The sequence below is a fragment of the Flectobacillus longus genome (genome assembly GCF_030056705.1).
GTDB classification, from domain to species: domain Bacteria; phylum Bacteroidota; class Bacteroidia; order Cytophagales; family Spirosomataceae; genus Flectobacillus; species Flectobacillus longus.
Window position 1 is genome coordinate 115,892 of record NZ_JASHIC010000019.1, and the last position, 22,867, is coordinate 138,758.

Consider the following 22,867-nt stretch of genomic DNA (forward strand, 5'->3'; position numbering starts at 1 on the left):
GACCCAATGACCTGCGTATACCACTTGTTCCAGCGTATGATTAATACTGCTGGCATGTTAGAAAAATAACAATTACATTTGGAACAAATAGGTTATAGAAAGAAATAGAATAAATGTCAACATTGATAGAAAGAATAAATAAGCTTTCAAATGAAATTGAAAACTTTCCACTTGGTAAGTGTTCTCCAAGTGATGAATCAGATAAGCGAACAGCTTATTTGTATTCTTTTAAGGATTTGTCTAAAAGGTTTGTTGCTTCTTTGAAAAGATTAGATGATTCAAGACTTGAAAAAATGTTAGAATCAATTGACTTAAACCCAGAATTTATAACAGAAGCTTACGACCTTAAAGCAGATTTACAAACAATTATTGATTATTTAAATGATGCTAATAATTTACGAGAACGAATATCTATATCAGCAAAAGAAGCAAACGAGTTATCAGAAATAATTATTGGCAATTTGTCGAAAGAATCAGCAAATAATCTGCCTGTGATTTGCACCGGTTATGGACTACAAACTGGAACAACGGATGAAGCGTTCAAGGGTAAATGGAATTACGTTTACCAAAGAGTGTCACATTTAGATAATTTGCAAATACTTGAACTTGGTAAAAAGTTAATGGGGAAATATCCCGAAAGTAAATTAGATGAAGTTATATTACAGTATTTTGATACTGATTCATTAGGATTAATTTCTGAATTTGATAATATTAAAGATTTTATTTGTAAAGAGCTGGAGAGTGCAAAGTTTATAATTTGGGTTGCAGTTTCATGGTTTACAGATAGAGATTTAGCTAATGTACTTTACAAAAAAGTAAAACAAGGTGTTAATATTCAGATTATTTTGAATGATGATAATATAAATTCAACCTTAAAAGAAAAATTAATAGAACATTTTGAAGTGTACTTTGCTCCTTCAAATGATAAGTTCAATAAATTAATGCATAATAAGTTTTGCATAATTGATTTAGAAAAAATCATTCATGGTTCCTATAATTGGACTAATAAAGCACAATATAATAACGAAACTATTTCTTTAATTGATAGCCGTTTAGAAGCCAAAAAATTTGCAGAACAATTCTTGAGAATAAAACTTGAAATCATGAATGGAAAATAAAAAATATCAGATTAGAGTTTGAGTGATACAATAGATCTTTTCGTGTAATTGGATGGGAGTTCGCCCACAATCTCTTACTTTTTATCTTGTCATAGATATTAGATAAATTAAAAATCCTGCAAAACTGCTACAAGAAGCAGTTTTGCAGGATTTTTAATTTATCTAAATAAAGCATTTTATCACTCAATCGCCTAGTTCTCAGGAGCTGCTTTGCGAGATTGAAGTAAGCCATTTTTTAATAGCTCATTTTTCTTCCAAGCTTTACTTTCTGTTTTAATTTTTTGTTTTGTAGCATCTACATTTTTAGTAATGTCACTCAAATCTGGGCAACCTGCATCGACCCAGCAAGTGTACCAAAAGTCTGCTACACATTGCGATGACTCTAATAAACGCTCATTTACTGAATTGCCCAGACGTTTTGCATAGGCTTTGGCAAATTCAGGTGTGTAGTTTTTGCGCATTTGACCAAATCTTTCTGAGCGTCTAAATTTCTGAGCTTCAGTAAATCCTTCAGAAGCATTTATTTCTTCTTCAAATACCGCCTTAAGCATCTCGCTTGATTTTCGAGCGACTTTCCAAATCTCCGCTTGTGGGTTTTTCAAATAATGAGCTTTGTGTTTTTGATAAAGGTTGTAAGTATCCAAATGTAATTCAGGAACTGTACTTTCCCATAAAGAATGCAAGCCTTTTTGATTAGTCAATTGACCATCATAGTTATAACTAGTGTGCAAAGGCACGTGTGCATCCGAAATATAGTGCCCCATATCGGCTGCGTAGTACAAAATACTGTCTTTTTGTTTGTTCTTAAATGCGTTAGTGAGCTTATCTTTGAGCCACAAAACCTCCCAAGGTACAGTACCATATTTGCGAAGGGTATCTTCTGAATATTTTTTTACGGCATCTTCCCATTTTTCTGGAATATTGTCAAGTCCTTCTTTTCCGAAAACGGGCGCATCGCCGTCGATGAAGTGTTTGGTTTCCTCTTTGGGGTCATCTTTGCGACGAACATCTGGGCGAACAGAATTATAAACCATATAGTCCATTTCGCTTCCGAAGAATAACTGCAAAGGCTTTGGTAAGGAATAAATTGAGATTTGGTGGATAGTGCGATGGGCTAAGAATCCCCATGAGCCAAGTGCCACAAGCAATACAATGGCTGAAGAAGTGATGAATAGTTTTTTCATTAAATTTTTTAAATAACAACTAATGAGCCCTTAGTACATATACTAAAGCAAAGTAGCAACAAAGTCATACTCGATTGTTTATCAATAATATATTGGCGTTTTAACAGACTTTGTAGATGCTAAGCGAGCTCCTCAGGTTTGGATTGAAAATACTCAATTAAGTTTAATTCAAAGTATAAAACATTATCTAGGGGGTTGTAGACATAAGGTGCTGTTTCTACAAATTGCATAGAACGATATAACCTTATTGCATCTGTTAGGGTAGTTAGGGTGTCTAATTTCATGGTTGAATACCCTGCTTTATAAGCAAAAGAAACCAATTCTTGAGCTAATTTTTTGCCATACTTTAAACCACGAAAAGCAGGACGAATATACAGCCTTTTCATTTCACAGACTCCCTCAGCAATAGGCTTAAGTGCAACGCAACCTGCTGGATGTTGTTCATGATACAATATAATGATGCAGCCCTTTGGCGTAGCGTAGACTTTTGAAAGCGTTTGAAGCTCTTGCTCAAAGTTTTGGAAACATAAATCTATTCCAAGTTCGAGAGAGTATTCTTCAAACAATTCCTGAACGATAGCAAGTTCTTGATCAGAGTAGTTTACATAATGAAATTGCATAAAATCAACAAAGTGTTTAATTTTTTAATGAAGAAAACCTCAGCGTACCACGATTAATATATTTTTGAATATGAAATTACAAGAAATTTTAGGAAAAGTCGTATCCGACAATGCAATTCATGCTCGTTTTTTGAATACTTTGTCGTTGATGGAAAACACAGGTGCTAGAAAAATTTCAGCATCTGAACACAAAAGAAAGGTTTCTTATATTGTGTTGAAACACGCCGCCGAGGAGGCTCGTCACGCTTTTTATCTAAAGAAACAAATTCAAAAAGTTGCTCAAATAGATGATTACGCAACTTATGATGATGAATTCTTGATAGCTCCTTTTGCTAGTTATTCTTATCTAAATTTGCTTGATTTGCAGGTTTGTAAATACTTAAAAGCCACTTTGCAACTATCAGGTGTCGAACTTAAATATGCAGCCTATTTATTGGTGACTTACGCCATTGAAGTTCGTGCAGATGAGTTATATCCTGTATATCAAGAGGTATTAGAACAAGCCAAATCGAAGGTAAATATGAAATCTATTATTGTAGAAGAAGAAGGACATTTGGCTGAAATGATAACTCAATTAAAAGAGTTTTCAAGTAATTGGGAAGAGCATGCTACAGTGGCTTGTCAATTAGAAGGAAAATTGTTTAATCAATGGATTGAGTCTGTAGGACAATCGATAAACTAAGTTTCTTGACATAGACAATACGGAATAAAGTGCAGAGTTTTAAGCAATAAATTTATCAATTACTTTTTTTTGATAATATGCTGATAGCTAGGATTTTGTATTTTATACTCTGTGCAGTTTGTTAAGGTTACTATCTAAAAGACTTTGTCTAAAGCCTGTTAGATAGTAACTTTAATTATCAGATACATACATTAAAAATCCCATTAGCCTATCAAAAGTTTGAACTTCTTCTTCACTTGCGTGCGAAAAAATAAGCCCTCGCCTATGTTTTTCAAATAAGTCCTTAAAGTTTTCATCATTTACAAATTTGGAAACAATCAAACCTTTAAACCGTCTGTGTGATTGATTATAAACATATTTACAAGGTAGCTTTGGTGTTGCATTAAACATCTGATGTATCGCATCAAGTGTATGATTTGATTGTAAAAACTCAAAGCCATGAACAAGCAAAAAGCTACGTATTTCTTCGCAAGCATCATCTAAATCTGAGTCAGTTTGGATTTTATATCGAAAGTTTTTTGAGTCATTGAATTTGCCAATAGAAATCACAAAAGTGTTAGCATCTTCCCAATAGTCACGAGCATTACCTAGATATTGTTGGGCGATTTGCTCAATTTTCTCATTTCGACATCCCATATTTACATCGAGTAAGATTTCATTTTCGTAAGAAGTACAGGTGAAAATAACGTTTAGAAAGCCTGACGTTGTAATTTTTCTATACTGCTTTTTATCTACCATCAGCAAGTAATCATGCTCGAAGAAAAACTGATTCAGTTTTTCGTATAACTGTATTTCAAATGCTTGAGTGCTCATATTGGAATTAATACAAGATTGGGACGACTGTCAGTTCTGAAGTATGCGACTGGTGACTTGCCAATTCTAGTTTCTATAGTCAACAAATGTACATTGGTAATGTATGCTTAAATGTATAAAATTATTGGAAGAAGTACTAAAAAATATGACCCATTAAGCATTAGTGCAAAATAAAATCGCATTATTACGTATTAGGCAGTAAGCCGTAGACATTAGTTAAAAAAGCTTCACTAATTTTCTAACAAATACTTTTTAACTTTTAGCCTAAGTCATAAAACCTAGAGCTTAAAGCGGGTAAAATTATTTTAATTTTGCCTTGGTACTTAAGTAATCTTGCAAAATAAGATTTAAGTTATGTGTTTAGGCACTAGGCAACAGGCGCAAGGCACAGAGTGTTAAAATGTTTTTTATTACCCACAACCATGCTTTTTCCCAAAACCCACCGCCGAAAGCTGTTACCTGAAAGCCCCAAGCATAATCTTAAATTTTATTTTGTCCACTAACTTAATAATATGAAAAAAATATTAATTATATCAGATACCCATAGTTATCTCGACCCAAGATTGATGGAGCACGTGGAATGGTGCGATCAAATATGGCATGGTGGCGATTGGGGCGATGTGTCGGTATCCGATACCTTGTCGGCTATAAAGCCAGTTATGGGAGTTTATGGCAATATTGATGGTACGCCCGTTCGACAGACTTATCCATTAATAAACCATTTTTACTGCGAAGAAGTTTTGGTAGGTATGACACATATTGCAGGAGCACCTTCCAAATACAAGCCAGATGCACTCAAATGTTTTGAAATACAGTTGCCTGAAATATTTGTATGTGGGCATTCGCATATTTTACAAGTCAAAAGAGACTTGAATAGAAAAGGTATGTTGTTTATCAACCCAGGAGCAGCAGGGCAGCATGGTTTTCATCAAGTGCAGACGGCTATTCGTCTAAAAATTGATGGTAAGCGAATATTTGATGTAGAAATGATAAATATGCCAAGAACCAAAACCAGAATCAATTAGCCTAAAGTTTCTATTATTTCATAAAAAACACTTGTTGGCTTTTACAGCATCAAGTCTAGAGCTTAATGCAGGCAAAATAAGAATGAATACAGGAGAATTATCTTGTTTCCCTTTGTAAAAGCTCCTACGAAGTTGATGAAAAAATTGGTTTCTAAAAAACTAATAAACAAGCATTTTTATGTTGTATAATTGATGAATTTGATTTGTAAAGTAAGGTGTTGAAAGTTAGAATTTTACATTCATGATTCGCCTCTCACGATTCAGCATTAATACATATTTTTATACTTGATTTTTTAGTGAAAATATTGTTTAATTTTGCATAATAGAAAATACTATTTGCAATAGAAATACTTAAAATGATGATTACAACAATTGGTGGTATCAATACTTTGGATAAAGTGATTATGATGGGTGATAGGGTATTAATTCGCCCACAAGAAAGTAATGGGGTAACGCGTTCGGGTTTATTTTTGCCCCCAACGGTTCAAGAAAAAGAGGAAATATTAAAAGGATACGTCATAAAAACTGGACCTGGGTTTCCTATACCTGCTGTTCAAGAAGACGAGCCTTGGAAGGATTCAGATCAGGTGAGATACATTCCTCTTCAAGTAAAGGAAGGAGATCAAGCTTTATTTCTAAAGAGAAATGGTATAGAAGTAGAAGTTGATCATGAGAAGTATATCATTATTCCCCAGTCATCAATTTTAATGATTGTTCGTGAGGACTGGTAGTTAACATGCAGTTCGTAAATTATTTTAATAATTCGTGCGTTTTTATAGAATATTTTTCAATACTATAAATAAACATTGTAATTTTCAGTATTATTAGTCACAAATGCCCAAATCGTATTTGTTTAAACGAAGGACTCCAATAATCTGAACAAAAGTATAAAACTTGGACGATTTCTGTTCTTTTATGCCATTTGGCATAATGATTGTAAATTAAGTCAGTATAATCGCCATAGAGTAATATTGAGTCTTCAGTTATTCTAATTTTTATTCCATTCTTTTGCCGCTACAAAAGTCCATGGAGTAGTTATTGACTTTTTGTTCGCCTAATATGCAAAAAGCCCATTAGCTAAAAATCCTTTAGAAAAATACCTTTGAGCAAAGGTGTTTGCTTTAAAGAATACTTCAACTAATCTTAATTTTTATTTTGTACCCAATATAAATTTGGATGCACACTAGTTTTATTTTGTCGATAATCTTCCTGTTGCATGATTGCGAATAGGGCAACAATATTTGGTTTCTGTAACGTGACCTTCAGTCTATATTTTGATGACAAACTGTTTTAGTTGTACTCTTACATTGGCGGATGTATAAAGTATTTTACAGAAAACTGTCTCAATGTAGAACAGGTTTGAACTGATGGGGTTTTACAAGCATTGGCGGATGTTTGACATTGAACTCCATCTTTCATCCTTATCAAAAGCATTATAATCCTTACAATAGATGATCTATATTTTATAATCATATACAAGATTTTAATCCTTACTTTTAATTAAATACCTAATCAGAAAACAGACCTCGGAGAGCTAAACTTTTCGAGGTTTTATTTTTTTGATTGTACCTTTATGTTTTAAATAATGAAGGTATTAATGCAATCGAGTCAACCCTCTTTTCTTTTTTCTATATAACACATGAGATACGCTATATTTTTACTTTTAATTCATCAAACTTTTGGTATTCTTGCTCAACAAACATCTCAGGACACGCTCTATACAGCCAAAGAATTAGCGCCAGTTACTGTTCTTTCCTCACGCATCCCTCAAAAAGAGAACCAGCTACCAGTATCAGTTTCAACAATCGGTAAAGCTCGTCTGCAAATAGGTCAGACCAAATTATCTTTGTTTGAAGCTCTTAATACTGTTCCTGGGGTTTTTGCAATGAATTCTGAAAACTTTGCTCAAGACTTAAGGATTTCAATTAGGGGATTTGGCGCCCGTGCTGCTTTTGGCATTCGTGGATTAAAGATTGTCCTTGACGGTGTACCAGAATCAACTCCAGACGGAACCGCCAAATTGGGTAATATAGATGTAGGGTTAATAGAAAGAATCGAAGTGCTAAAAGGGGCAACATCAGGAATTTATGGTAATGCCTCGGGTGGAGTAATTGCTTTACAAACCGAAAGTATGCCTAACAAGCCTTATGCCGAAATATCGAGTACTTTTGGAAGCTATGGTTTAAAACGCTATCAAGTCAAATTTGGCTCTTCGTGGGGCGAATGGTCTGTATTGGGTAGTGTATCACGATTGGAAAGTGTCGGATATCGTCAAAAAAGTGCTTTAGAACGAAATTTGTTGAATCTAAAGATAGGGTTTCGTCCCTCGGATAAAACGCAACTGAGTTTGTTGACTTCCTATATCAATAGCCCCAATGCTGAAGACCCTGGAGGAATTACCCTGGAGGAAGTAAACAAAGACCGTACACAAGCCCGAAAAGCCAACGTTGATTATAATACCACAGAATCTTTTAATCAGTTGAGAAATGCCTTGGTTTTTGACCAAAAGTTAGGAGAAAAAAGTGCTATTAATGCAAGAGTTTTTTTGATAAATCGTGATTTTAATACTAATCAGGCCTTTGAAGCCAGTGGACAAATTGCCTTTCAACGAGTATTTTGGGGTGGGGGATTCGCCTATCAGTTTTCTACTAAAGGATACAAACTGCGTACAGGTTTAGACTTGGAGAACCAAGCCGACAATCGTCAGCGATACGATAACAAACTTGGTACACGAACAACTCTTCGACTTGATCAAGAAGAAAGTTTTGATAATACAGGTGCATATATCTTACAAGAATTTGCCCCATCGAAAGCACTAAGACTTGTTCTAAACACACGATATGACTTGATAAAAATAGGTGTTACTGATAAATTTTTGTCAGATGGAAATCAGTCTGCACAGAAAACTTTTCAGCGATTTAGTCCAATGGTAGGTATATCATATAGTCTTGCGCCACGCAATACCTTGTATGGTAACTTCACGAGTAATTTCGAAACTCCCTCACTTAATGAATTGACTAATAATCCAATAGGTCAAGGTGGATTTAATCCAGACTTAAATCCTCAAAAATCGCAAAATTACGAGTTGGGGTATAAAGCGTGGTTAGGTAATAAAACTAGAGTAGATATAAGCGTTTTTCAGGTAAATATTCAGGGAGAAATTGTTCCATATCAGTTGCCCAATCAAGTGGGGCGTACCTTCTATCGCAATGCAGGAGAATCTGTCCGAAAAGGAGTAGAAGTAGGTTTAAGCTGTCAAATAGTTGCCGCATTAACAACATTTTTAAATTATACATACTCTGATTTTGAGTACAAAAGTTATCAAACATTAGCGGGAGAGTTTGCAGGAAATCGTTTGCCAGGTATTCCTAAAAATCAAGTGTATGCAGAGTTAAGATATTTCCCAAAATCAGGACTATTTGCTGTAGCTCAATTTCGAAGTGTATCGTCGATGTATGCCAATGACGCAAATACTGTTTCTGTAGACGGATACCAAACCTTGAATTTGCGTGCAGGATGGCAAAAACATCTGAAAGGAATGACAATAGAGCCATTTGTGGGTGTGAATAATCTTTTTGATGCGTCTTATTTTGCTAATATTCAAATCAATGCTACTGCTAACAGATATTATGAACCAGCAGCAGGAAGGACGATTTATGCAGGAATAAAACTGGGAATTTAAAATGTTGAGACTCTCGACAAAGAGCCAATGTGAAATAATTAGCAATTTGAGCATTGAAGATTTTTTTAATCTCACAGATTATGAGATTTGCAGGAGCGATATACGCATAATTGATTTGAATTTTAGAAATTCATGATTTATTGTTATATTTGCACCTTATTAAGACAAAATACTGGGGACGACCGGTATTGACAGCTTGTGTATTCTGATAGTAAGCACGTCGGGAGTAGGGTAGACCTCCTGTTAAAAATCAACTCAAACCATAACTGGCAATACTTCGTATGCCATGGCAGCTTAATTCCTAATTTAGGATAAGTCATAGGTCGCTTTCAACTAGGTTGATGCTTCCTGCCACATCCCTCCATGCTAAACTCTGCCGTGTGGAATTGGGGTGACGACAAGCAGAGTCGGGTTTTGCTGATGTCTCTGAGTAAAATCTAGTATACCGAGCCTACGGAATATTTTTGGTCCGGCTTGAACCAAAGTATTCCCGACAATTAATCAAGACTAAACGTGTAGAAAGCTATGAGTTTCCTTGTCTGGACGAGAGTTCGAATCTCTCCGTCTCCACTATTAAAAACCGCTTATACGGCCTGTATAAGCGGTTTTTTGCGTTTATACCCCTCGGAATGGCAAAAATTTGGCAGTAAACAGACAAAAAATGGCAGTAAAAGCATCAAAAGAGGAATACAAATACGAGTTTAGATTACCCCGTTTGAATGACTACAATGGGGATATTTCTAAGCCTTGGTTGATAACTTTCTATATCTGGAATATTGATTTAGCGAAGCTGGAAAGGAAACGTTTGACCCCTAAAGGAGCTACAGCACAAGAGCGTTATAAGGATTCTAAAAACCTTATTAAAGAGATAAGTACCTGGTTGAAGAATGGAGCCTATACCGTTGATAAGAAAAAGAAGGTTTTACCCGCAAGCCCTCAAGCTGAAGAAAAGAAAAGTACCGTCTTTGATTATGTTTCTTTGTTTCTCAAGTTTACCCAGAATACTAAAAAGCGAAATACCCTGCGGACTTATAAATCACATCTTAAACGCTACACTAATTTTCTTATTAAGTACTATCCAAATTTTAGAGAGGTTACGGAGTTTTCTAGTCAAATGGCTTTTGAGTTTTTTGACCACCTTCTGAAGACAAGGAGAGAGGGAGGTTTGGAGCTCTCGAATAAGACCACCAAGACGAGCATTGGAACGATGAGTATCTTCTTTAATTTTTTGATGCGTCGAAAAATTGTAAAAGAGAATCCCTTTACTGAAATGGAAAGTTTGCCTATAGAAATAGGGAAACGAGTGGCTTTTTCAGATACTGATAGAGCATTAATTAAAACATATCTTACAGAAACTAATCCTAATCCTCAATTGTGGTTGTACCTGGCCATTATGTATTATACTTTCCTTCGCCCTGGGGAAGAGGTTCGTAATTTGAAAATCGGAGATATTGGAGAGCACTATATTAGAGTACGTTCAGATGACGCCAAAAATAGAAAAACTCAATATGTTCAGATATCGAGAGGACTCGAAGAATTGATACAGGAATACAAACTCCGAGATTATGATCCAGAGCTTTACATTTTTACTTTACAAGGTCGTCCGGGGTTGAAGTGTCCTGGGGATAGATGGTTTTACCTTCAGCATGCGAAAGTACTTGATGCGCTGAATTTGAAGAATAAAAATTACTCTCAATACTCTTGGAAAGATACTGGTGTAATTGCGCTCTATCGGGCTACCAAGGATATTAAACTGATTCAAAGAATGTGCCGTCATAGCTCACTTGAGCAAACTGATAAGTACTTGAAAAGTCTGGGAATGTTCCTTGAATCTGAGATTTTGGAATCATTCCCAGCACTATAGGATTACTTGAACTTACTAGCAATCACCGCTAAAGAGCTAAGGTTGGCCGTTCGGTCTGCTGTTTTGGCGGTATTTGAATTAATGCTATTCAAAAGACGATTCATATCACCTCGCATTCCTCTAAGCTCAGACAAAATCTCTCTTTCGGTTAGATTACTGTCTTTGAGTTCCTGCACCGTGTTGGTAACTCCTGAAGCTATTTCCTTTTGAAGCTTGGTATTTTCGGCAATGGCTTGTTCCTGCGCTGTGGTGTCTCCCATGCCATTGTTTGCCGCCGGGCTATTGCCGTCCCCTGCTGTAGTGTTTGCTTCTGCTTGAACTGCATCACTTTGCTGTTTTTCCTCTTGTTGCTGTCTTTCAGCTTCTCGTTTTTCTCGGATACGGTCTTGTACACTTTCATCAAGTGTACCACCGTTATCGAACATCAAACCGCCATCTCGGTAAATAGGGGCACCGTTCCTGTGTAGTGAGCTGTGCAAAAGCTTATCTACTACAGGTCTGTTGTTTTGGTAGGTGTTCCTAGACAAAATCATGATAGGCTCACCACCCTCCATTTCTCCAATTTCATGGCCAGTAGTACGGTCGATAAGTTGAATACCAGCATCACCGTATTTGTTGCCATGTCTAGAGCCTTGAGGCACCCCAGCGTTTTTGATGACTGCCCCTTTTTGAGCAAAGGTTCTAGAGCTGATAGATGCCACTTGTACTGCTGTCATTACTCCAGCCGCTGCCGCTGCAATAAGACCAAAAGGCCAACCAAACATTGCCAAGGATTTTACCACTGCCAAAGCTCCATTAATCAGTGCCTGAGCAATATCCATTTTCTTTTGCTTTTCGAAGGCCTCTTTTCTTAGCTGTTGTTCTTTGGCAGCATATTGTTTGTTTAGCTCGTCGGTTTTGGACTCGTACTCATCTTTACTGATGAGTCCTTTACTGTACTTTTCCTCCCAAGCTTTAAGCTGTGTTTCCTTTTCTTTGTTGAGGTTATTTACATCTTGTTGTAGGCGTAAATCACTAAGTTTTTTCAAAAAGTCAAAACCCATATTGGCATATTCTCCAACCTTATCGGTATGACTTACAAAGTTTTTGGTTCTAGCATCTAGGTTTTTGGTATCAGCTCCAAGTTTAGCGGTGAGTCCATCGATAAAACCATTATAATCGCCATCCATTAAGGCTTTGAGACCTGCATAAAACTTTTTGTGATTTTCTTCTCTTAGTTTGTTGTGGTCTTCCTGCTCCTTGGTTTTGGCTTGTTGGTAGTTAGCGATTGCCAGCGAACTTTCAGCCAAATACTTTTGATCGAGACTCATTTGGTCAGCTCTGTACCTTCTATGAATTTCTGTAGTGTCTCGTCCAGAGGCTGTCGCTTTGGCTACTTCAGATTCATACGCTTCCTGAAGGGTTCGTTTTTCGGCTTGTAATTCAGCATCGAGTTTAGCCAAGGTTTCTCGCTTTTCGATATCAAGGCGCTGAAGCTTTAGCCTCTGAATTTCGTTTTGATTATTTCGAGCTGTTAGTAATTCAAACTCATTAATGGCTTTTTCGGCATCGAATGAGTTCTTTATTTTAGCTTGGCGTTTGGTATCCTGGTCTTTGGCGATTTCACTAGCTGCCTTTTTTTCATCGGCTACTTTTTCGTTTCGAGCTTTGGTTTCTAAAGCATCAATATCACGAATGAGTTTATCGTTAAGGGCTTTTTCCCATGCAGCTTTGGTGGTTTGACTAGCCTTTGACTGGGCAATTTGCGCCAATTCCTGTTGGTGCTTAAACTTGAGCTGGGCAACTTCTCTGGCATTTTCGTCTTTGATACGTTCAATATCCATCTTTTTGATTTCATTGAGCGCTTGATTTTCTTCTTTTAATTGGTCCTCACGTTCTTTTTGCGCTTTTTCTTTGGCACGTTTTATTTCCTCCTGACGATGTTTTGCCGCTGCTATTTCCTTTTTAGAAAGGGTTTCTTTATGTTCCGAAACGTCATTTTCGGCAATGGCTTTAGTAGTCTTTTTGGAAGCGTCAGCCGTGTTGTTAAGGTGCTTTTGATGTTCACTTTCTTGGGCTTTTCTGCCCTCGTTCATCTTTTCTGCATAGCCTTGAGAAAATGCAGTGCCAATTTTATTACCAGCTTGTTTGAATATATCGGGAGTAATAGCAGATAATAGTCCAGTAAATATTCCAACTGCTTTCTGTGCAAGCGCTATAAAACTATTGATTGGAGCAGTTAGAGCAACAATTCCAGTTTTTAAGTATCCTAGCACAGTGCTAACAATTGCCCAGCCTGTATTTAGAATGGACATCATTTTTTCTACTCCCGTACTTATTACGCTTACAGCTCCTTGAATCAGGGTTGATTCTTGGATAAATGACGTGATTTTAGTGGTGAGCTTTTGTACATAATCAACCCCTACTTTGATACTTTCCCATAAACCATTTATAACAGCTCGCAAAGATTCAGAATTTTTGTACCAGGTAATTAGACCACCCACCAATAAGGCGATACCTGCTACTACAGCTCCAATGGGATTGGCTGTAAGAGCTGTATTTAACAACCATTGAGCGGATGTGCTTGCAGTTTTGGCAATTGTAGCCGCTTTTTCACCTGCCGCATGAGCTAAACTTGAGGCCGTCGCTACAATTAAATGCCCATTGAAAGCCAATATTGCTGCCCCAAGGGCAATGAACATATCTTTATTTTCACGAACAAATGAAGGTATAGCCCTAATGGTATTTACAAAAGTGATAAAGCTTGCGATTAGCTTGACAATAACAGGTTCAAGACTAGAGCCAATTTCGACCTTGAGGGTATTTAGTGTAGAGGTTGCTTGCTTTGTCTGAAAATCTAAGGTACTGGTATTAATTGCTGCCTGAGTGTAAGCCTCGTTCGTTCCAGTGATTCGTTTTGTTAATTCTGTAATCTCTTTACCATGAGTAATGATATGTTGGGCTGCCGTAACGTTTTCTTTACCAAATAACTTTGCTATCTCGGCAGTAGAAAGTTGTTTTTTGCCAAGATTTTCAATCGCTTTATCCAATCCTACTACCTGTGGATTGGTCTCATTTGCACCCGCTGAAAGGGTCAATAATACGTTTTTGAGCTGGGTACCTGCTTCACCACCTTTTAGGGAAATGGAGCTAAGTGATTGGAGAACAGCATTGGTTTGCTCAAAGCTGACTTTTGAAGAGGCTGCCACCGTACCTGAATTTTTGAGGGCTGATGCCATTTGGTCAATTTCGGCTGAGCCTTCTTTGGCACCTGCTGCCATTACGTTAATGAAGCGACTGGCTGAGCTGGCTGGTTCGCCGAACTGGTTTAAGCTACTGGCAAGGGCATCAGTTGCAGGACCCAGCTCCATTTTACTTGCTTGAGCTAATTTGATAGCCTCGTTGGTAGTAGAGGCAAGTAGTTCTTTTTGATCGAGCAATTCGGGTTTAGCAGAAGCCATCATTTTATAGGCCTCTAACATTTCGCTTCCCATCATACCAAACTCTGGAGCTGTTTGTTTAGCTGTATCGGTTAGATATTTGAGGTCGTCACCAGTGGCGCCAGTAACGGCAGATAAATCAGCCGCTGCACTTTGGAAAACCTTAAATTCTCTAACACTGTCTGATACGAAATCATAAACGGCTTTTCCTGCCTCAAAAACTGAAACCACGGAAAATGCACGGGTAAAATCTTCTTTGAATTGTTCCCAGATAGGTGTCTGCTTTACTGTTTCCTCGCCAACACCTCTCATATCTTCTCTTACGCCTTGCAAGATAGGATTGATCTGTTTTAACTTTTCTGCCGCCGCATTATATTCGTCAGAGCCTACAACACTATCCTTCATGACTTTAACCATGTCACGCTGAAGGTCAGTTAGCTGTTTAACCGTTAGCTCGCTAAGGTCCATTTGGTGACGAGCTGTTTCTACGGCACTGGCTAGCTCACGGACAACAGCCTTTTGGTCTGCCCATTCTTTGGTTCCTTTTTCAAGGCCAGCAAGTTTGTCTTTAGCTTCTACGAGTTGAGCTTCTATTTGGGAGAGTTCACTAAGGAAGGGGCGCCCATCAAGGCGAAAAACTACGGTACTTTCTTCTACAAGATTCATTGGTATAGAATAGTTTGATTATTCTATACCAAGTTCAATTTATTAATTTGAATTGAATAGGAAAAAAGTTGTCTCAATTGGGCATGATGTTTGGTTTTATATTTTTAACTTATATTATCACTTTACAAACAACACTTATGATAGATAGAATAGCTTTATCGATGGCAAGAATTAAGTCAGGGATACAACAGCCGGAAAGAGACCTAGATGTAAATATAAGTACGCTCTTTTCAAATACACTTCCATTAATAACCATTAGAGAAATTTTACAAAAGTTAGAGGATGTCACATCGTCTATTTCTACAATTGCGTCTGATAACCTTCAGTACAATTTTATACAGGGTGTTCAGAATAAATTAACAACTTATGAGACGATATCCATAACATATTGGAGTGGTGACCTACTTTATTTGAATGGGCAGCCCTTAATTAACTTTCTTAATTACCTCACAGAAATAGAGAACAAAATTCTAAAAATTCAGATCTCAAATTTATTTTCATTAAGAGATGTGGCTAGACTGAGAGAAGATTTTGAGCATTTTAATAAGATTTATGAAGAAGTTCAATTAAAATCTGATTTTATAGAACAGTCCCATAAAACTGTTTTTGCTTTCGAAGCCTTTAGAGGTGAATTAGATCGTAAAAGTGAGAAGCTTTCTGTTGACTTATTAGAGGTTCAAAAAGATACAGATATGGTTTTGGGTCTAAAGAATAATGCAATTGCTAATATTTCAGTTATGACTAAGTTGGAAAATCAGGCAAAACAGATTGTCGATGACTGTAAAGCTGCTTTTAGTGCTTCTACAACTGTAGGGTTAGCAAAATCCTTTTCAAGCAAGGCCATACAGTTGCAAGTTATTATGGCTTTCTGGGTCATCGTACTTTTTCTGACATTAATGTTCGGTATAAAGTTTGGTACTTCTAGGCTTGATACTTTGTTATCTGAAGTTGAGGTTGTAACCAAAGTTACAACTTCTAAAGATACCATTACAATTAACTGGTCAGTGGTATTAATAAAATTAATTTTAGTTATTATTTCATTTGGGGGAACAATTTGGGCAGCATGGTTAGCGACCAAACAGATCGGGATGTATTTTAGATTATCTGAAGATTATGGATATAAGTCAGCTTTAGCAAAAGCTTACAGTGGGTATAAATTTGAAGCGGAAAGAATAGACAAATCTTTCTATAATAAACTATTCAACATTGCTTTGGAACGACTAGACGAATCACCAGTTCGACTTGTCGATGATAAAGACTCCAAGAACACACCTATTCAAGAATTTCTGGAAAGTAAGATGTTTTCAAAAATTGTAGAGGTAGCTCCACAACTGAAAGATGATTTAATTGAACTTATAAAGTCCTATGGGAAAAAAGACTTAGAAAAGAAAGAAGAGAAAAAGGAGTGAGTCTTTAAGTTAAACTGTCTTATTAGTGTTGAGAGGCTCAAAGGAATGGCGAAAATACCTTACTAAATAAACAGAATAGGCAGAATCTTGCCTATTCTGTTATATTTCCATTTTCTTTGCAACCTCTGAGGTAATTAACTCTGCAATTGAGCCCTGCATCCTTCTTCTAACATCCCTTACAAACATTGACCTTCCTTTGTTGTACCAGCCGTCGCCACGACGTCTTACAGTTCCTCTGTTTACTCGATTGTATGCCATTGCGTAGGCTAGGCGGTTGATGGCTATGCTTGTGATGGGCATTCTTTTGGCTCCGTAGTACCCAGGGATTCCATTAAAATCTGATAGCCCTTTAAAAGCTATAAACTTTTTTAGCCCTTCAATCAATACTCCTTCAGGGTCGGGTTTGCCACCTCTAAACTGCATCGTTTTTAGATCCAAAAATCTTCCGTAATGATGGAAACTGATTTTTACCTCAGCGTACAGCTCACTTGCCACAACAATTACCGATTTTTTGAACTGTTCGTGTAGCTCATTGGTAAGCACCAAACCCCGTTCTTTGATAAATCGTTGGAAATACAAGACGGCAGCATCTTGTATTTCATTTAGCTCTGTTTCGAAAAGTTTTTCTAATTCTTCCATCAATAAACACGGTAAGCAGTGCCAATACAGCCTTGAGAGAGGTTGTGTAAAGGACACTCGATTTGGTCAAATAAATAATTTACTCCGTTTATATGTACCTTTTGGTCAGGTGTCCACCGTGCCAAATCACTTTCGGTCAGGTACAAGGTTACTGGAGGTATGATAAAGGTGTTTTGGTTGAGCCATTCTTCTTCTTGGTAATAGCGCTTGAAAAGCCCATTAGTAGTATTCCAAAAAAGCTCAAGGGAATTAGTTTCTGCTTTTGCCAAGGGAATACCGTTTTGTAATCCACTCCATTGTAAAAGCCTTGGACTAAATGTTTTGTCATTTTGTCCTGCTGTGATGCCTTGTTGGAGAGTATAAGGGAGACCGTTCACCGTAGGGAGGGTACTCCAAACAGTTTCGATTTTGGTGATATCCTCGCTGGCTCCTGTACTTAGGTAGCTTTCAAGAGGCATGAGTTTTGTGACGCCATCGTCAGAATCCTCGGTAAACAATAGTTCCAATCCTGATGATCCAAACGGAATTTTGCCTTTAATGGGGCTTGCCTTTTTACTCCAGTCGAGGGTACATTCAGATTGGAAAATACTTTTTCGGGTTTTGAACTGGAGGGTACGATTAGGTACATCAAAGAATAGCGCCGAATTGGTAAGCTTGGCAAACTCCAATAAGAATTGCCCTACGGTTAAATCAGGTAAATGATTTTGCGGTAAAATCGCTCCCAAAGAATCCAAGCTTTGTGTATTGTAGATAATCCAAAGGTTGATTTCGGGAGTATCGAAGCTAAAAACAAAGCCTGTGTGTGAGGCTATTTGTTCGAGGATATACCTGACAAAAAACATGGGTACTTTTGGCCCGGTGGTATAGCCATTGTTATACTCATTGATTTTACCGTTGAACCCTTCAGGGGGATTTTGGTAAAATTCGGGCGACCAGATAGAGGGAAATACAAAACCTCCATTTTGATAGGTATTGCCTAAAGTATTGTTGTAATTGGTCGGTAAAGCAATGCTCCCAAAGTCGATGCTTCTTAAACTTTTGGTTCTGATATTGCCAAAAGCATCTGCTAAACCAGAAGTATAAGCCAAACGATAATTATCAATCGCCTCCATTGGTAGCACGTAACCACGAGTAAGCATATTGGTATTTACATATTGCTCACAGTACATTCGTTGGATGGCCGTCGCTGACTGTGGATGTCTAAAATACCCCAAAATCCTATCGTTTTGTAAGGTAAAAGGTAGGTTGATTTCCTCGGCATAATCGCCAATAATTTCATCTCGCTGAAACACCGGACTTTTTCGCACAAGGTTGATGGATGTATCTGGAGAAACGTCTACCGTTTGCCCAGCAATTTTTATAAGTAGTTTCATAGGGTTTCGAACAAAACAAAAACTTTAGCTTGAGAGGGAAAAGCCACAGAGATTTGATAGATATATGCACCTTCGCCCGCTTGGAATTCGGCAGGGGTAATAGTTTTGGTCGCCAAAGACGTTCCATTTGCGTAAATCTTCACTCTTACCGATTTATCCCAGCCATAAATAGTCAACATATAAGACTCACCACATGGGAGTAAAATATCATTTTTACCCACAGGATACACCTTGGAATTTGGATTGGTATTGTTCTGAATCGCCCAGTGATTACCAAATACCAAATCAGCATTATTACCCGAAGCCGCACCAAGTCCACCGTTGATTTGGCAGTTCATAGTACTAGGTTTGGTTACATAGCGGTAATTGAACTGATTGACTGGTGGTTGTGGATTCATAGTATAGAATTCTGGCGCCGCAAGACACGAAGCATATAGATTAGCGTATTCTTGCGTATTGAGAAATGCCCATCTTGCTTTGGCTCGGTTGTCTGCTTCCTCTTGAGACTGTCCGCCAAAGGTATTAGCTAGTACAGTTATCGTGGCATAATCTCCATAACTGTTGATACAATTGTTACGGGTATAAGTGCCTTTTTGAGCAATAGCAGTGTTTTTAAAAGGTGCATTGCCAGCACTACAAGCCGATGAAAGAGCAGGGGCAAAGTAACCTTCAGTACCAGGGAAATTATCTTTAGGAGGCACGCCTTTAACCTTTTCGCCAGTGTCTTTATACGCCAAAACCAATTGCGAAGCTGCCTGAAATCCTGTTGTTAGACCCGTTTCGGGGTCATAGATACAGTACGGATTTGAAGGAATCCATACCAGCTCACGGGTAGTTTGTTGGGGAGCTGTAGGTAGGTCAGAAAAAGCATTTTCGGTTTTGGCAAATTCAAATTCAAAAGTACGTCCAGCCAAATCCTCATTATCTTGCGTATAATCGTAGGCGTCGCTATTGAGTGTAACAGGAATAAAGCCATCGTTTGACACTAAATAGATTTCTTTGGCAAACATCAGCTCGTTTAGGTAGGCGGTTTGGTCGCCATCAAAATAGCCAGTATTGAGATTGAGTACCTTTTTACCCGTGATTTCGGTTACAAATACCTCAGCACTCGAAGCCTGATAGTTGCTTTCGAGTACTTTTTCGCCCTTGGTACGGTTGACCTTGAGGCTCCCTTGACCAGTGCCAGTGGTTCGAATAGTATCATAACCTCCCAAAGAGTTGACAAAAATGACATACCGAGTATTAGGGAAATACTGGGTTTCGAGGGTGTAAGTTCGTATTTCTGTCAAGCGCTGGTTGACATCATTGCTTAACCATACTTGATAATCTACTACTTTTTTGGTGTCAGTTTCAAGCAAATCAAGCCCCAAGGTTACAAATCCCACAGGGATACAGTAAACGGTGTATTGGGTAGGATTTACCAGAAATTGGGGTGTGAGAACAGAAGTGCTGCCATCCGAAAAACTCACTTCTACCCGCACATTGACTTTGCTAGGTTTTGGGAGCAGATTACAAAGCCAGTATAAGAATTCCGGTTGTTCTCGGTCGATAGTTTTTTCCCTGGGATGGAACGTTAAAAAGGGTTTGTTTTGGTCAAAATAATTGGTGAAAAAATTATCTTTCCAACCAGGGTATTGATCGGCGCTTAAACCAGCTTTGATGGCAAAAAGCGTCTCTGAAGTAAAAATAGTACCCAGTACCCCAGTATTATTTTTGATAGCGCTTTTGACCTTAAAAGGTATCGTCATGGAGGCGCAAACCATGATTTGGGTTTGGTTGTACTTAGGTGGGCAATAAGACAATAACCCATCCAAAATAGAATCAATCTCGAAATCAGTCCCATAATAAAAGGGAGCACCCGATAACATTTGCATCGGGCGTTCGCTGGCGACACGCTCAGCAAGCTTGACAAATTCGGCAGATTGGTAAGCCTTTGGGGTATGAATTTCGATATAGGTCAGTAAGCCAGCTCTTAGGGTAACCAATGGGTCGAAGGCATCCACATGATAGGTAAGCTTATTTCTGCTAAAACATAAAGGCAGGTGACTGATTCCAGTAGCAAGTGAATCCATATTAATTACAATTACAATGGTTAAAAATCTTGTCGATGTTGTAGGTAAAAATGATTTCGTTACGCCAGCCCATCGCGTTGGAGTTAGTGATTTTAGAAACCTGATGCAGTTTGTTTTCTATGATTCCACACTCAAACCATTCCGAATTTTCTACATTAGCTTCTTGCTCCTTGAGTTTCGAGAAGAAACGAATGCTCGCATCGAGGGTTTCGCTCCAAATAGCATCTTGTTCTACAGGGTCGTTGGAGTTTGGTTTCTTGAGCACAGTTACCCCCAGAACAAAGGAAATATTCATGATATCGTATTCGATAGGTTGCAATACTCCTTCTGAAGTATCCAAAAAGAGACAGGCCCCTTCCTTGTAATTGCTGGTATAATACTTCTGAATACGCTCAATGATAAATTCGGCTGAGCCTACATGACGAAAATCCACTATGCCAGTAGTGGATTTTGCTTGAGCCTCTAAAAAGGCTAACATTTGGGAAAAGTTTGATATCATGATTTGAGTCTTTGGGCTTCCATTAAACGTTCTTGTTCTTTTGCCTCAAGGGTATCATCAAGGCATTTGGTCCATACGAGGTGTACATTTTGGTGACAAACCGCCTCGAAATTGCCAAAAGTTCCTTTTTCGGCTACAGACATGAGCATGGTGACCCAGCCCATTCCATTTTCGTATCGAGGCGCACGTCCGTCATCACCCATCATATTGGCATAGGATTCTAAAAACAGGGTGTTTTGAGATTCGAAATACTGGAGTAAAGCGATTTTGATACCGATATCAAGACTTTTAAATTCCTTGGCACGAGCTTTTACCCGTTGACCATTGTATGGTTCTCTGATATCGCCATCCCAGTCCTTGGATTGTTGGAACTCGTGGAGATCGTTACGAGCAGGACGGCACAATGTTGCCAGTAGTTCGTCGAGCGCATCGAGATTAGGTTCATCAGGATTGGCAAAAGCTAGGTATTGCATATTTGCCCAAGCAACGTCCACCGCATCAGAATTAGCAAAGCTTTCTTCAAAAACATAGTAAGTAATTCCCTGGTGTTTGAATTCGGCAAAAGGTCTTTCCACTATCTTTTGTTCAAAAGCAAAACGAGCAATTTTTACCAAGGCCTGGTATTGCTGGACTTCCAAGGTTAGTTCGTTCCAAAACTGTGGACTACAACCCAAGAGGATAAAAACAGCATATTCCTGTTCCGTTTCTGTGATGTCTTCTACTTTCCAGTGAATCAGTGGAGAGAGTTTGGCGATTTGCTCAAGAGAACATTCCTCCCATCGTTCGGGCATATCAAACTCCCATGCGTTGAATTGAACCTTTACCATAAACCTACAATTTTGAGAACTATTACCGCTCGATACGCCCAAACCTCGATGGTTTTTAAGACCGTTTTGGTTTTGGACTTCTTGAGGGCTTGTTGTTGAAGGATATCCACATTAACTCTTTCGGCTATTTCAACTTTCTGGTAGCTAATGATGGTGTCTTTTAGGGCAATAACAGAATCACGAATGATTAGCTGTTTCTTGAGAAAATCAGCCTCCATTTTGGCTTTAAGGGCATCTTTAGCACCCTGTTCGGTCAAGACATAATACCCTTTTGGAAGGAGCTGACGAAGACTATCGGTAGTTGTACGCTGAGTCGATTGCGCTTTGCAGGTTGTCGCCAGACATCCTATCAATAAAATCACTTTTACGCTTAAATTGAGCTTCATCGTTTTGCTTTGTCTTTGATAAATCTTCGAGTTTCTTTTCGGCTGAAGTAGCCTTTTGGTGCGCCTGCTCTGCTTGATTGCGGTGCTGTTTGGCTGTTTGCTGTAAAGTATGTACTTGAGACGATTTCACACGCTGACATTTGTTTAGAATGATTATCGACAGGATAATCGTTGCCAAAATGAACAGCTTGTATTTGATAGCCCAGTTTTTTACAGAGTTCCCAAAGCCAAACAGCCTCGCTGTCGTTTGGGAGGTCCACAGTGATTCGAGCCATTTCATCTCAAATACCCCTTTTCGGCTTTTTCGGTGGTGGCATCCACAATGGCTTTAGCAGTGTAGTCCACTGTAAGCTGTGAAACCAAGGCAGTGAGCAAACCGCTAATCCAAACGGATTTGTCACCCGCAAAAAGTAGCCAGTCAGGAAGCTCCATTTGTGCTTGGAGCTGGGCGATACTCGCACCGATGGCAGCCAATATCAGGGCAATATTTCGGATGGTTCGGAAAATGGACGGGGTAGGAGAAGTAAGTCTCTCGATAACACCCAAATTTTGGTTGAGCATACAAGCAATAGGATTAAAAGATGGAACA

General features: G+C 38.2%; 19 protein-coding genes and 1 other RNA gene. 8 read left to right on the forward strand and 12 right to left on the reverse strand.

The genetic code is table 11. The features are described 5' to 3' along the window. Positions 1 to 113: 113 nt before the first annotated feature. Entirely contained in the window at positions 114 to 1,118 is a 1,005-nt protein-coding gene (locus QM491_RS14895) for a phospholipase D-like domain-containing protein (protein ID WP_283328278.1), read from the forward strand. A 191-nt stretch (positions 1,119 to 1,309) separates the two neighbouring features. Here the strand turns inward: QM491_RS14895 and QM491_RS14900 are convergent, their stop codons facing one another. Together QM491_RS14900 and QM491_RS14905 are read right to left on the reverse strand one after the other, a co-directional pair. Beyond that, entirely contained in the window at positions 1,310 to 2,302 is a 993-nt protein-coding gene (locus QM491_RS14900; RefSeq protein WP_283328279.1) for a zinc dependent phospholipase C family protein, read from the reverse strand. Positions 2,303 to 2,421: 119 nt separating this feature from the next. Further along, positions 2,422 to 2,922: a GNAT family N-acetyltransferase gene (locus tag QM491_RS14905; RefSeq protein WP_283328280.1), complete on the reverse strand. Its 501-nt coding sequence runs from the start codon at positions 2,920 to 2,922 to the stop codon at positions 2,422 to 2,424. A 70-nt stretch (positions 2,923 to 2,992) separates the two neighbouring features. Here QM491_RS14905 and QM491_RS14910 point away from each other — a divergent pair, with 70 nt between their 5' ends. After that, positions 2,993 to 3,604, forward strand: coding sequence for a hypothetical protein (locus tag QM491_RS14910; RefSeq protein WP_283328281.1), 612 nt, complete (start codon positions 2,993 to 2,995; stop codon positions 3,602 to 3,604). Between the two features lie 171 nt (positions 3,605 to 3,775). Here the strand turns inward: QM491_RS14910 and QM491_RS14915 are convergent, their stop codons facing one another. Then, positions 3,776 to 4,417, reverse strand: a complete 642-nt coding sequence (locus QM491_RS14915; protein WP_283328282.1) for a hypothetical protein — start codon at positions 4,415 to 4,417, stop codon at positions 3,776 to 3,778. 512 nt (positions 4,418 to 4,929) lie between these two features. Here QM491_RS14915 and QM491_RS14920 point away from each other — a divergent pair. From QM491_RS14920 to QM491_RS14940, 5 genes are all read left to right on the forward strand, one after another. Beyond that, entirely contained in the window at positions 4,930 to 5,442 is a 513-nt protein-coding gene (locus tag QM491_RS14920) for a metallophosphoesterase family protein (protein ID WP_283328283.1), read from the forward strand. Between the two features lie 356 nt (positions 5,443 to 5,798). After that, a complete protein-coding gene (locus QM491_RS14925; RefSeq protein ID WP_283328284.1) occupies positions 5,799 to 6,173 on the forward strand; it encodes a co-chaperone GroES in 375 nt (124 codons plus the stop codon). A gap of 908 nt (positions 6,174 to 7,081) precedes the next feature. Further along, positions 7,082 to 9,124, forward strand: coding sequence for a TonB-dependent receptor family protein (locus QM491_RS14930; RefSeq protein ID WP_283328285.1), 2,043 nt, complete (start codon positions 7,082 to 7,084; stop codon positions 9,122 to 9,124). 174 nt (positions 9,125 to 9,298) lie between these two features. Then, positions 9,299 to 9,697, forward strand: a transfer-messenger RNA (tmRNA) gene (ssrA, locus tag QM491_RS14935). Between the two features lie 88 nt (positions 9,698 to 9,785). After that, positions 9,786 to 10,988 (forward strand): tyrosine-type recombinase/integrase, encoded by a 1,203-nt coding sequence (locus tag QM491_RS14940; protein WP_283328286.1) that lies wholly within the window; start codon positions 9,786 to 9,788, stop codon positions 10,986 to 10,988. A gap of 2 nt (positions 10,989 to 10,990) precedes the next feature. On the opposite strand, the gene QM491_RS14945 is transcribed toward QM491_RS14940, so the two are convergent. Beyond that, complete coding sequence (locus tag QM491_RS14945; protein ID WP_283328287.1) at positions 10,991 to 15,073, reverse strand: phage tail tape measure protein; 4,083 nt, start codon at positions 15,071 to 15,073, stop codon at positions 10,991 to 10,993. 137 nt (positions 15,074 to 15,210) lie between these two features. On the opposite strand from QM491_RS14945, the gene QM491_RS14950 reads away from it, so the two are divergent. Continuing rightward, positions 15,211 to 16,482 carry a hypothetical protein gene (locus tag QM491_RS14950; RefSeq protein WP_283328288.1) on the forward strand — a complete coding sequence of 424 codons (1,272 nt, stop codon included), beginning with the start codon at positions 15,211 to 15,213 and terminating at the stop codon, positions 16,480 to 16,482. Positions 16,483 to 16,581: 99 nt separating this feature from the next. On the opposite strand, the gene QM491_RS14955 is transcribed toward QM491_RS14950, so the two are convergent. Genes QM491_RS14955 through QM491_RS14990 form a run of 8 tightly spaced genes read right to left on the reverse strand, consistent with a single transcriptional unit; the run spans position 16,582 to position 22,839 of the window. Further along, positions 16,582 to 17,121, reverse strand: a complete 540-nt coding sequence (locus tag QM491_RS14955) for a hypothetical protein (protein WP_283328289.1) — start codon at positions 17,119 to 17,121, stop codon at positions 16,582 to 16,584. Further along, a complete protein-coding gene (locus tag QM491_RS14960) occupies positions 17,121 to 18,494 on the reverse strand; it encodes a hypothetical protein (protein ID WP_283328290.1) in 1,374 nt (457 codons plus the stop codon). Before QM491_RS14960 ends, QM491_RS14955 begins: the two co-directional genes overlap by 1 nt. Next, the gene (locus QM491_RS14965) at positions 18,491 to 20,566 is read right to left on the reverse strand and encodes a DUF5977 domain-containing protein (RefSeq protein WP_283328291.1); all 2,076 of its coding nucleotides are present in this window, start codon (positions 20,564 to 20,566) and stop codon (positions 18,491 to 18,493) included. The genes QM491_RS14960 and QM491_RS14965 overlap by 4 nt, the downstream gene beginning before the upstream one ends. Before the next feature lies 1 nt (position 20,567). Then, complete coding sequence (locus tag QM491_RS14970; protein ID WP_283328292.1) at positions 20,568 to 21,044, reverse strand: hypothetical protein; 477 nt, start codon at positions 21,042 to 21,044, stop codon at positions 20,568 to 20,570. A gap of 17 nt (positions 21,045 to 21,061) precedes the next feature. Continuing rightward, positions 21,062 to 21,892 carry a hypothetical protein gene (locus tag QM491_RS14975; RefSeq protein WP_283328293.1) on the reverse strand — a complete coding sequence of 277 codons (831 nt, stop codon included), beginning with the start codon at positions 21,890 to 21,892 and terminating at the stop codon, positions 21,062 to 21,064. Continuing rightward, complete coding sequence (locus QM491_RS14980; protein WP_283328294.1) at positions 21,886 to 22,278, reverse strand: hypothetical protein; 393 nt, start codon at positions 22,276 to 22,278, stop codon at positions 21,886 to 21,888. The genes QM491_RS14975 and QM491_RS14980 overlap by 7 nt, the downstream gene beginning before the upstream one ends. Beyond that, entirely contained in the window at positions 22,184 to 22,558 is a 375-nt protein-coding gene (locus QM491_RS14985) for a hypothetical protein (RefSeq protein ID WP_283328295.1), read from the reverse strand. Before QM491_RS14985 ends, QM491_RS14980 begins: the two co-directional genes overlap by 95 nt. Then, positions 22,555 to 22,839, reverse strand: a complete 285-nt coding sequence (locus tag QM491_RS14990) for a hypothetical protein (protein ID WP_283328296.1) — start codon at positions 22,837 to 22,839, stop codon at positions 22,555 to 22,557. The genes QM491_RS14985 and QM491_RS14990 overlap by 4 nt, the downstream gene beginning before the upstream one ends. Between the last annotated feature and the right edge of the window lie 28 nt (positions 22,840 to 22,867).

What these genes read in the sequence shown, in the direction of transcription:
- QM491_RS14960 (WP_283328290.1), bottom strand. Translation starts at nt 18,494, where the DNA reads ATGAAACTACTTATAAAAATTGCTGGGCAAACGGTAGACGTTTCTCCA.
- QM491_RS14915 (WP_283328282.1), bottom strand. Translation starts at nt 4,417, where the DNA reads ATGAGCACTCAAGCATTTGAAATACAGTTATACGAAAAACTGAATCAG.
- QM491_RS14970 (WP_283328292.1), bottom strand. Translation starts at nt 21,044, where the DNA reads ATGTTAGCCTTTTTAGAGGCTCAAGCAAAATCCACTACTGGCATAGTG.
- QM491_RS14955 (WP_283328289.1), bottom strand. Translation starts at nt 17,121, where the DNA reads ATGGAAGAATTAGAAAAACTTTTCGAAACAGAGCTAAATGAAATACAA.
- QM491_RS14925 (WP_283328284.1), top strand. Translation starts at nt 5,799, where the DNA reads ATGATGATTACAACAATTGGTGGTATCAATACTTTGGATAAAGTGATT.
- QM491_RS14990 (WP_283328296.1), bottom strand. Translation starts at nt 22,839, where the DNA reads ATGCTCAACCAAAATTTGGGTGTTATCGAGAGACTTACTTCTCCTACC.
- QM491_RS14975 (WP_283328293.1), bottom strand. Translation starts at nt 21,892, where the DNA reads ATGGTAAAGGTTCAATTCAACGCATGGGAGTTTGATATGCCCGAACGA.
- QM491_RS14905 (WP_283328280.1), bottom strand. Translation starts at nt 2,922, where the DNA reads ATGCAATTTCATTATGTAAACTACTCTGATCAAGAACTTGCTATCGTT.
- QM491_RS14950 (WP_283328288.1), top strand. Translation starts at nt 15,211, where the DNA reads ATGATAGATAGAATAGCTTTATCGATGGCAAGAATTAAGTCAGGGATA.
- QM491_RS14900 (WP_283328279.1), bottom strand. Translation starts at nt 2,302, where the DNA reads ATGAAAAAACTATTCATCACTTCTTCAGCCATTGTATTGCTTGTGGCA.
- QM491_RS14985 (WP_283328295.1), bottom strand. Translation starts at nt 22,558, where the DNA reads ATGAAATGGCTCGAATCACTGTGGACCTCCCAAACGACAGCGAGGCTG.
- QM491_RS14965 (WP_283328291.1), bottom strand. Translation starts at nt 20,566, where the DNA reads ATGGATTCACTTGCTACTGGAATCAGTCACCTGCCTTTATGTTTTAGC.
- QM491_RS14910 (WP_283328281.1), top strand. Translation starts at nt 2,993, where the DNA reads ATGAAATTACAAGAAATTTTAGGAAAAGTCGTATCCGACAATGCAATT.
- QM491_RS14945 (WP_283328287.1), bottom strand. Translation starts at nt 15,073, where the DNA reads ATGAATCTTGTAGAAGAAAGTACCGTAGTTTTTCGCCTTGATGGGCGC.
- QM491_RS14895 (WP_283328278.1), top strand. Translation starts at nt 114, where the DNA reads ATGTCAACATTGATAGAAAGAATAAATAAGCTTTCAAATGAAATTGAA.
- QM491_RS14940 (WP_283328286.1), top strand. Translation starts at nt 9,786, where the DNA reads ATGGCAGTAAAAGCATCAAAAGAGGAATACAAATACGAGTTTAGATTA.
- QM491_RS14930 (WP_283328285.1), top strand. Translation starts at nt 7,082, where the DNA reads ATGAGATACGCTATATTTTTACTTTTAATTCATCAAACTTTTGGTATT.
- QM491_RS14980 (WP_283328294.1), bottom strand. Translation starts at nt 22,278, where the DNA reads ATGAAGCTCAATTTAAGCGTAAAAGTGATTTTATTGATAGGATGTCTG.
- QM491_RS14920 (WP_283328283.1), top strand. Translation starts at nt 4,930, where the DNA reads ATGAAAAAAATATTAATTATATCAGATACCCATAGTTATCTCGACCCA.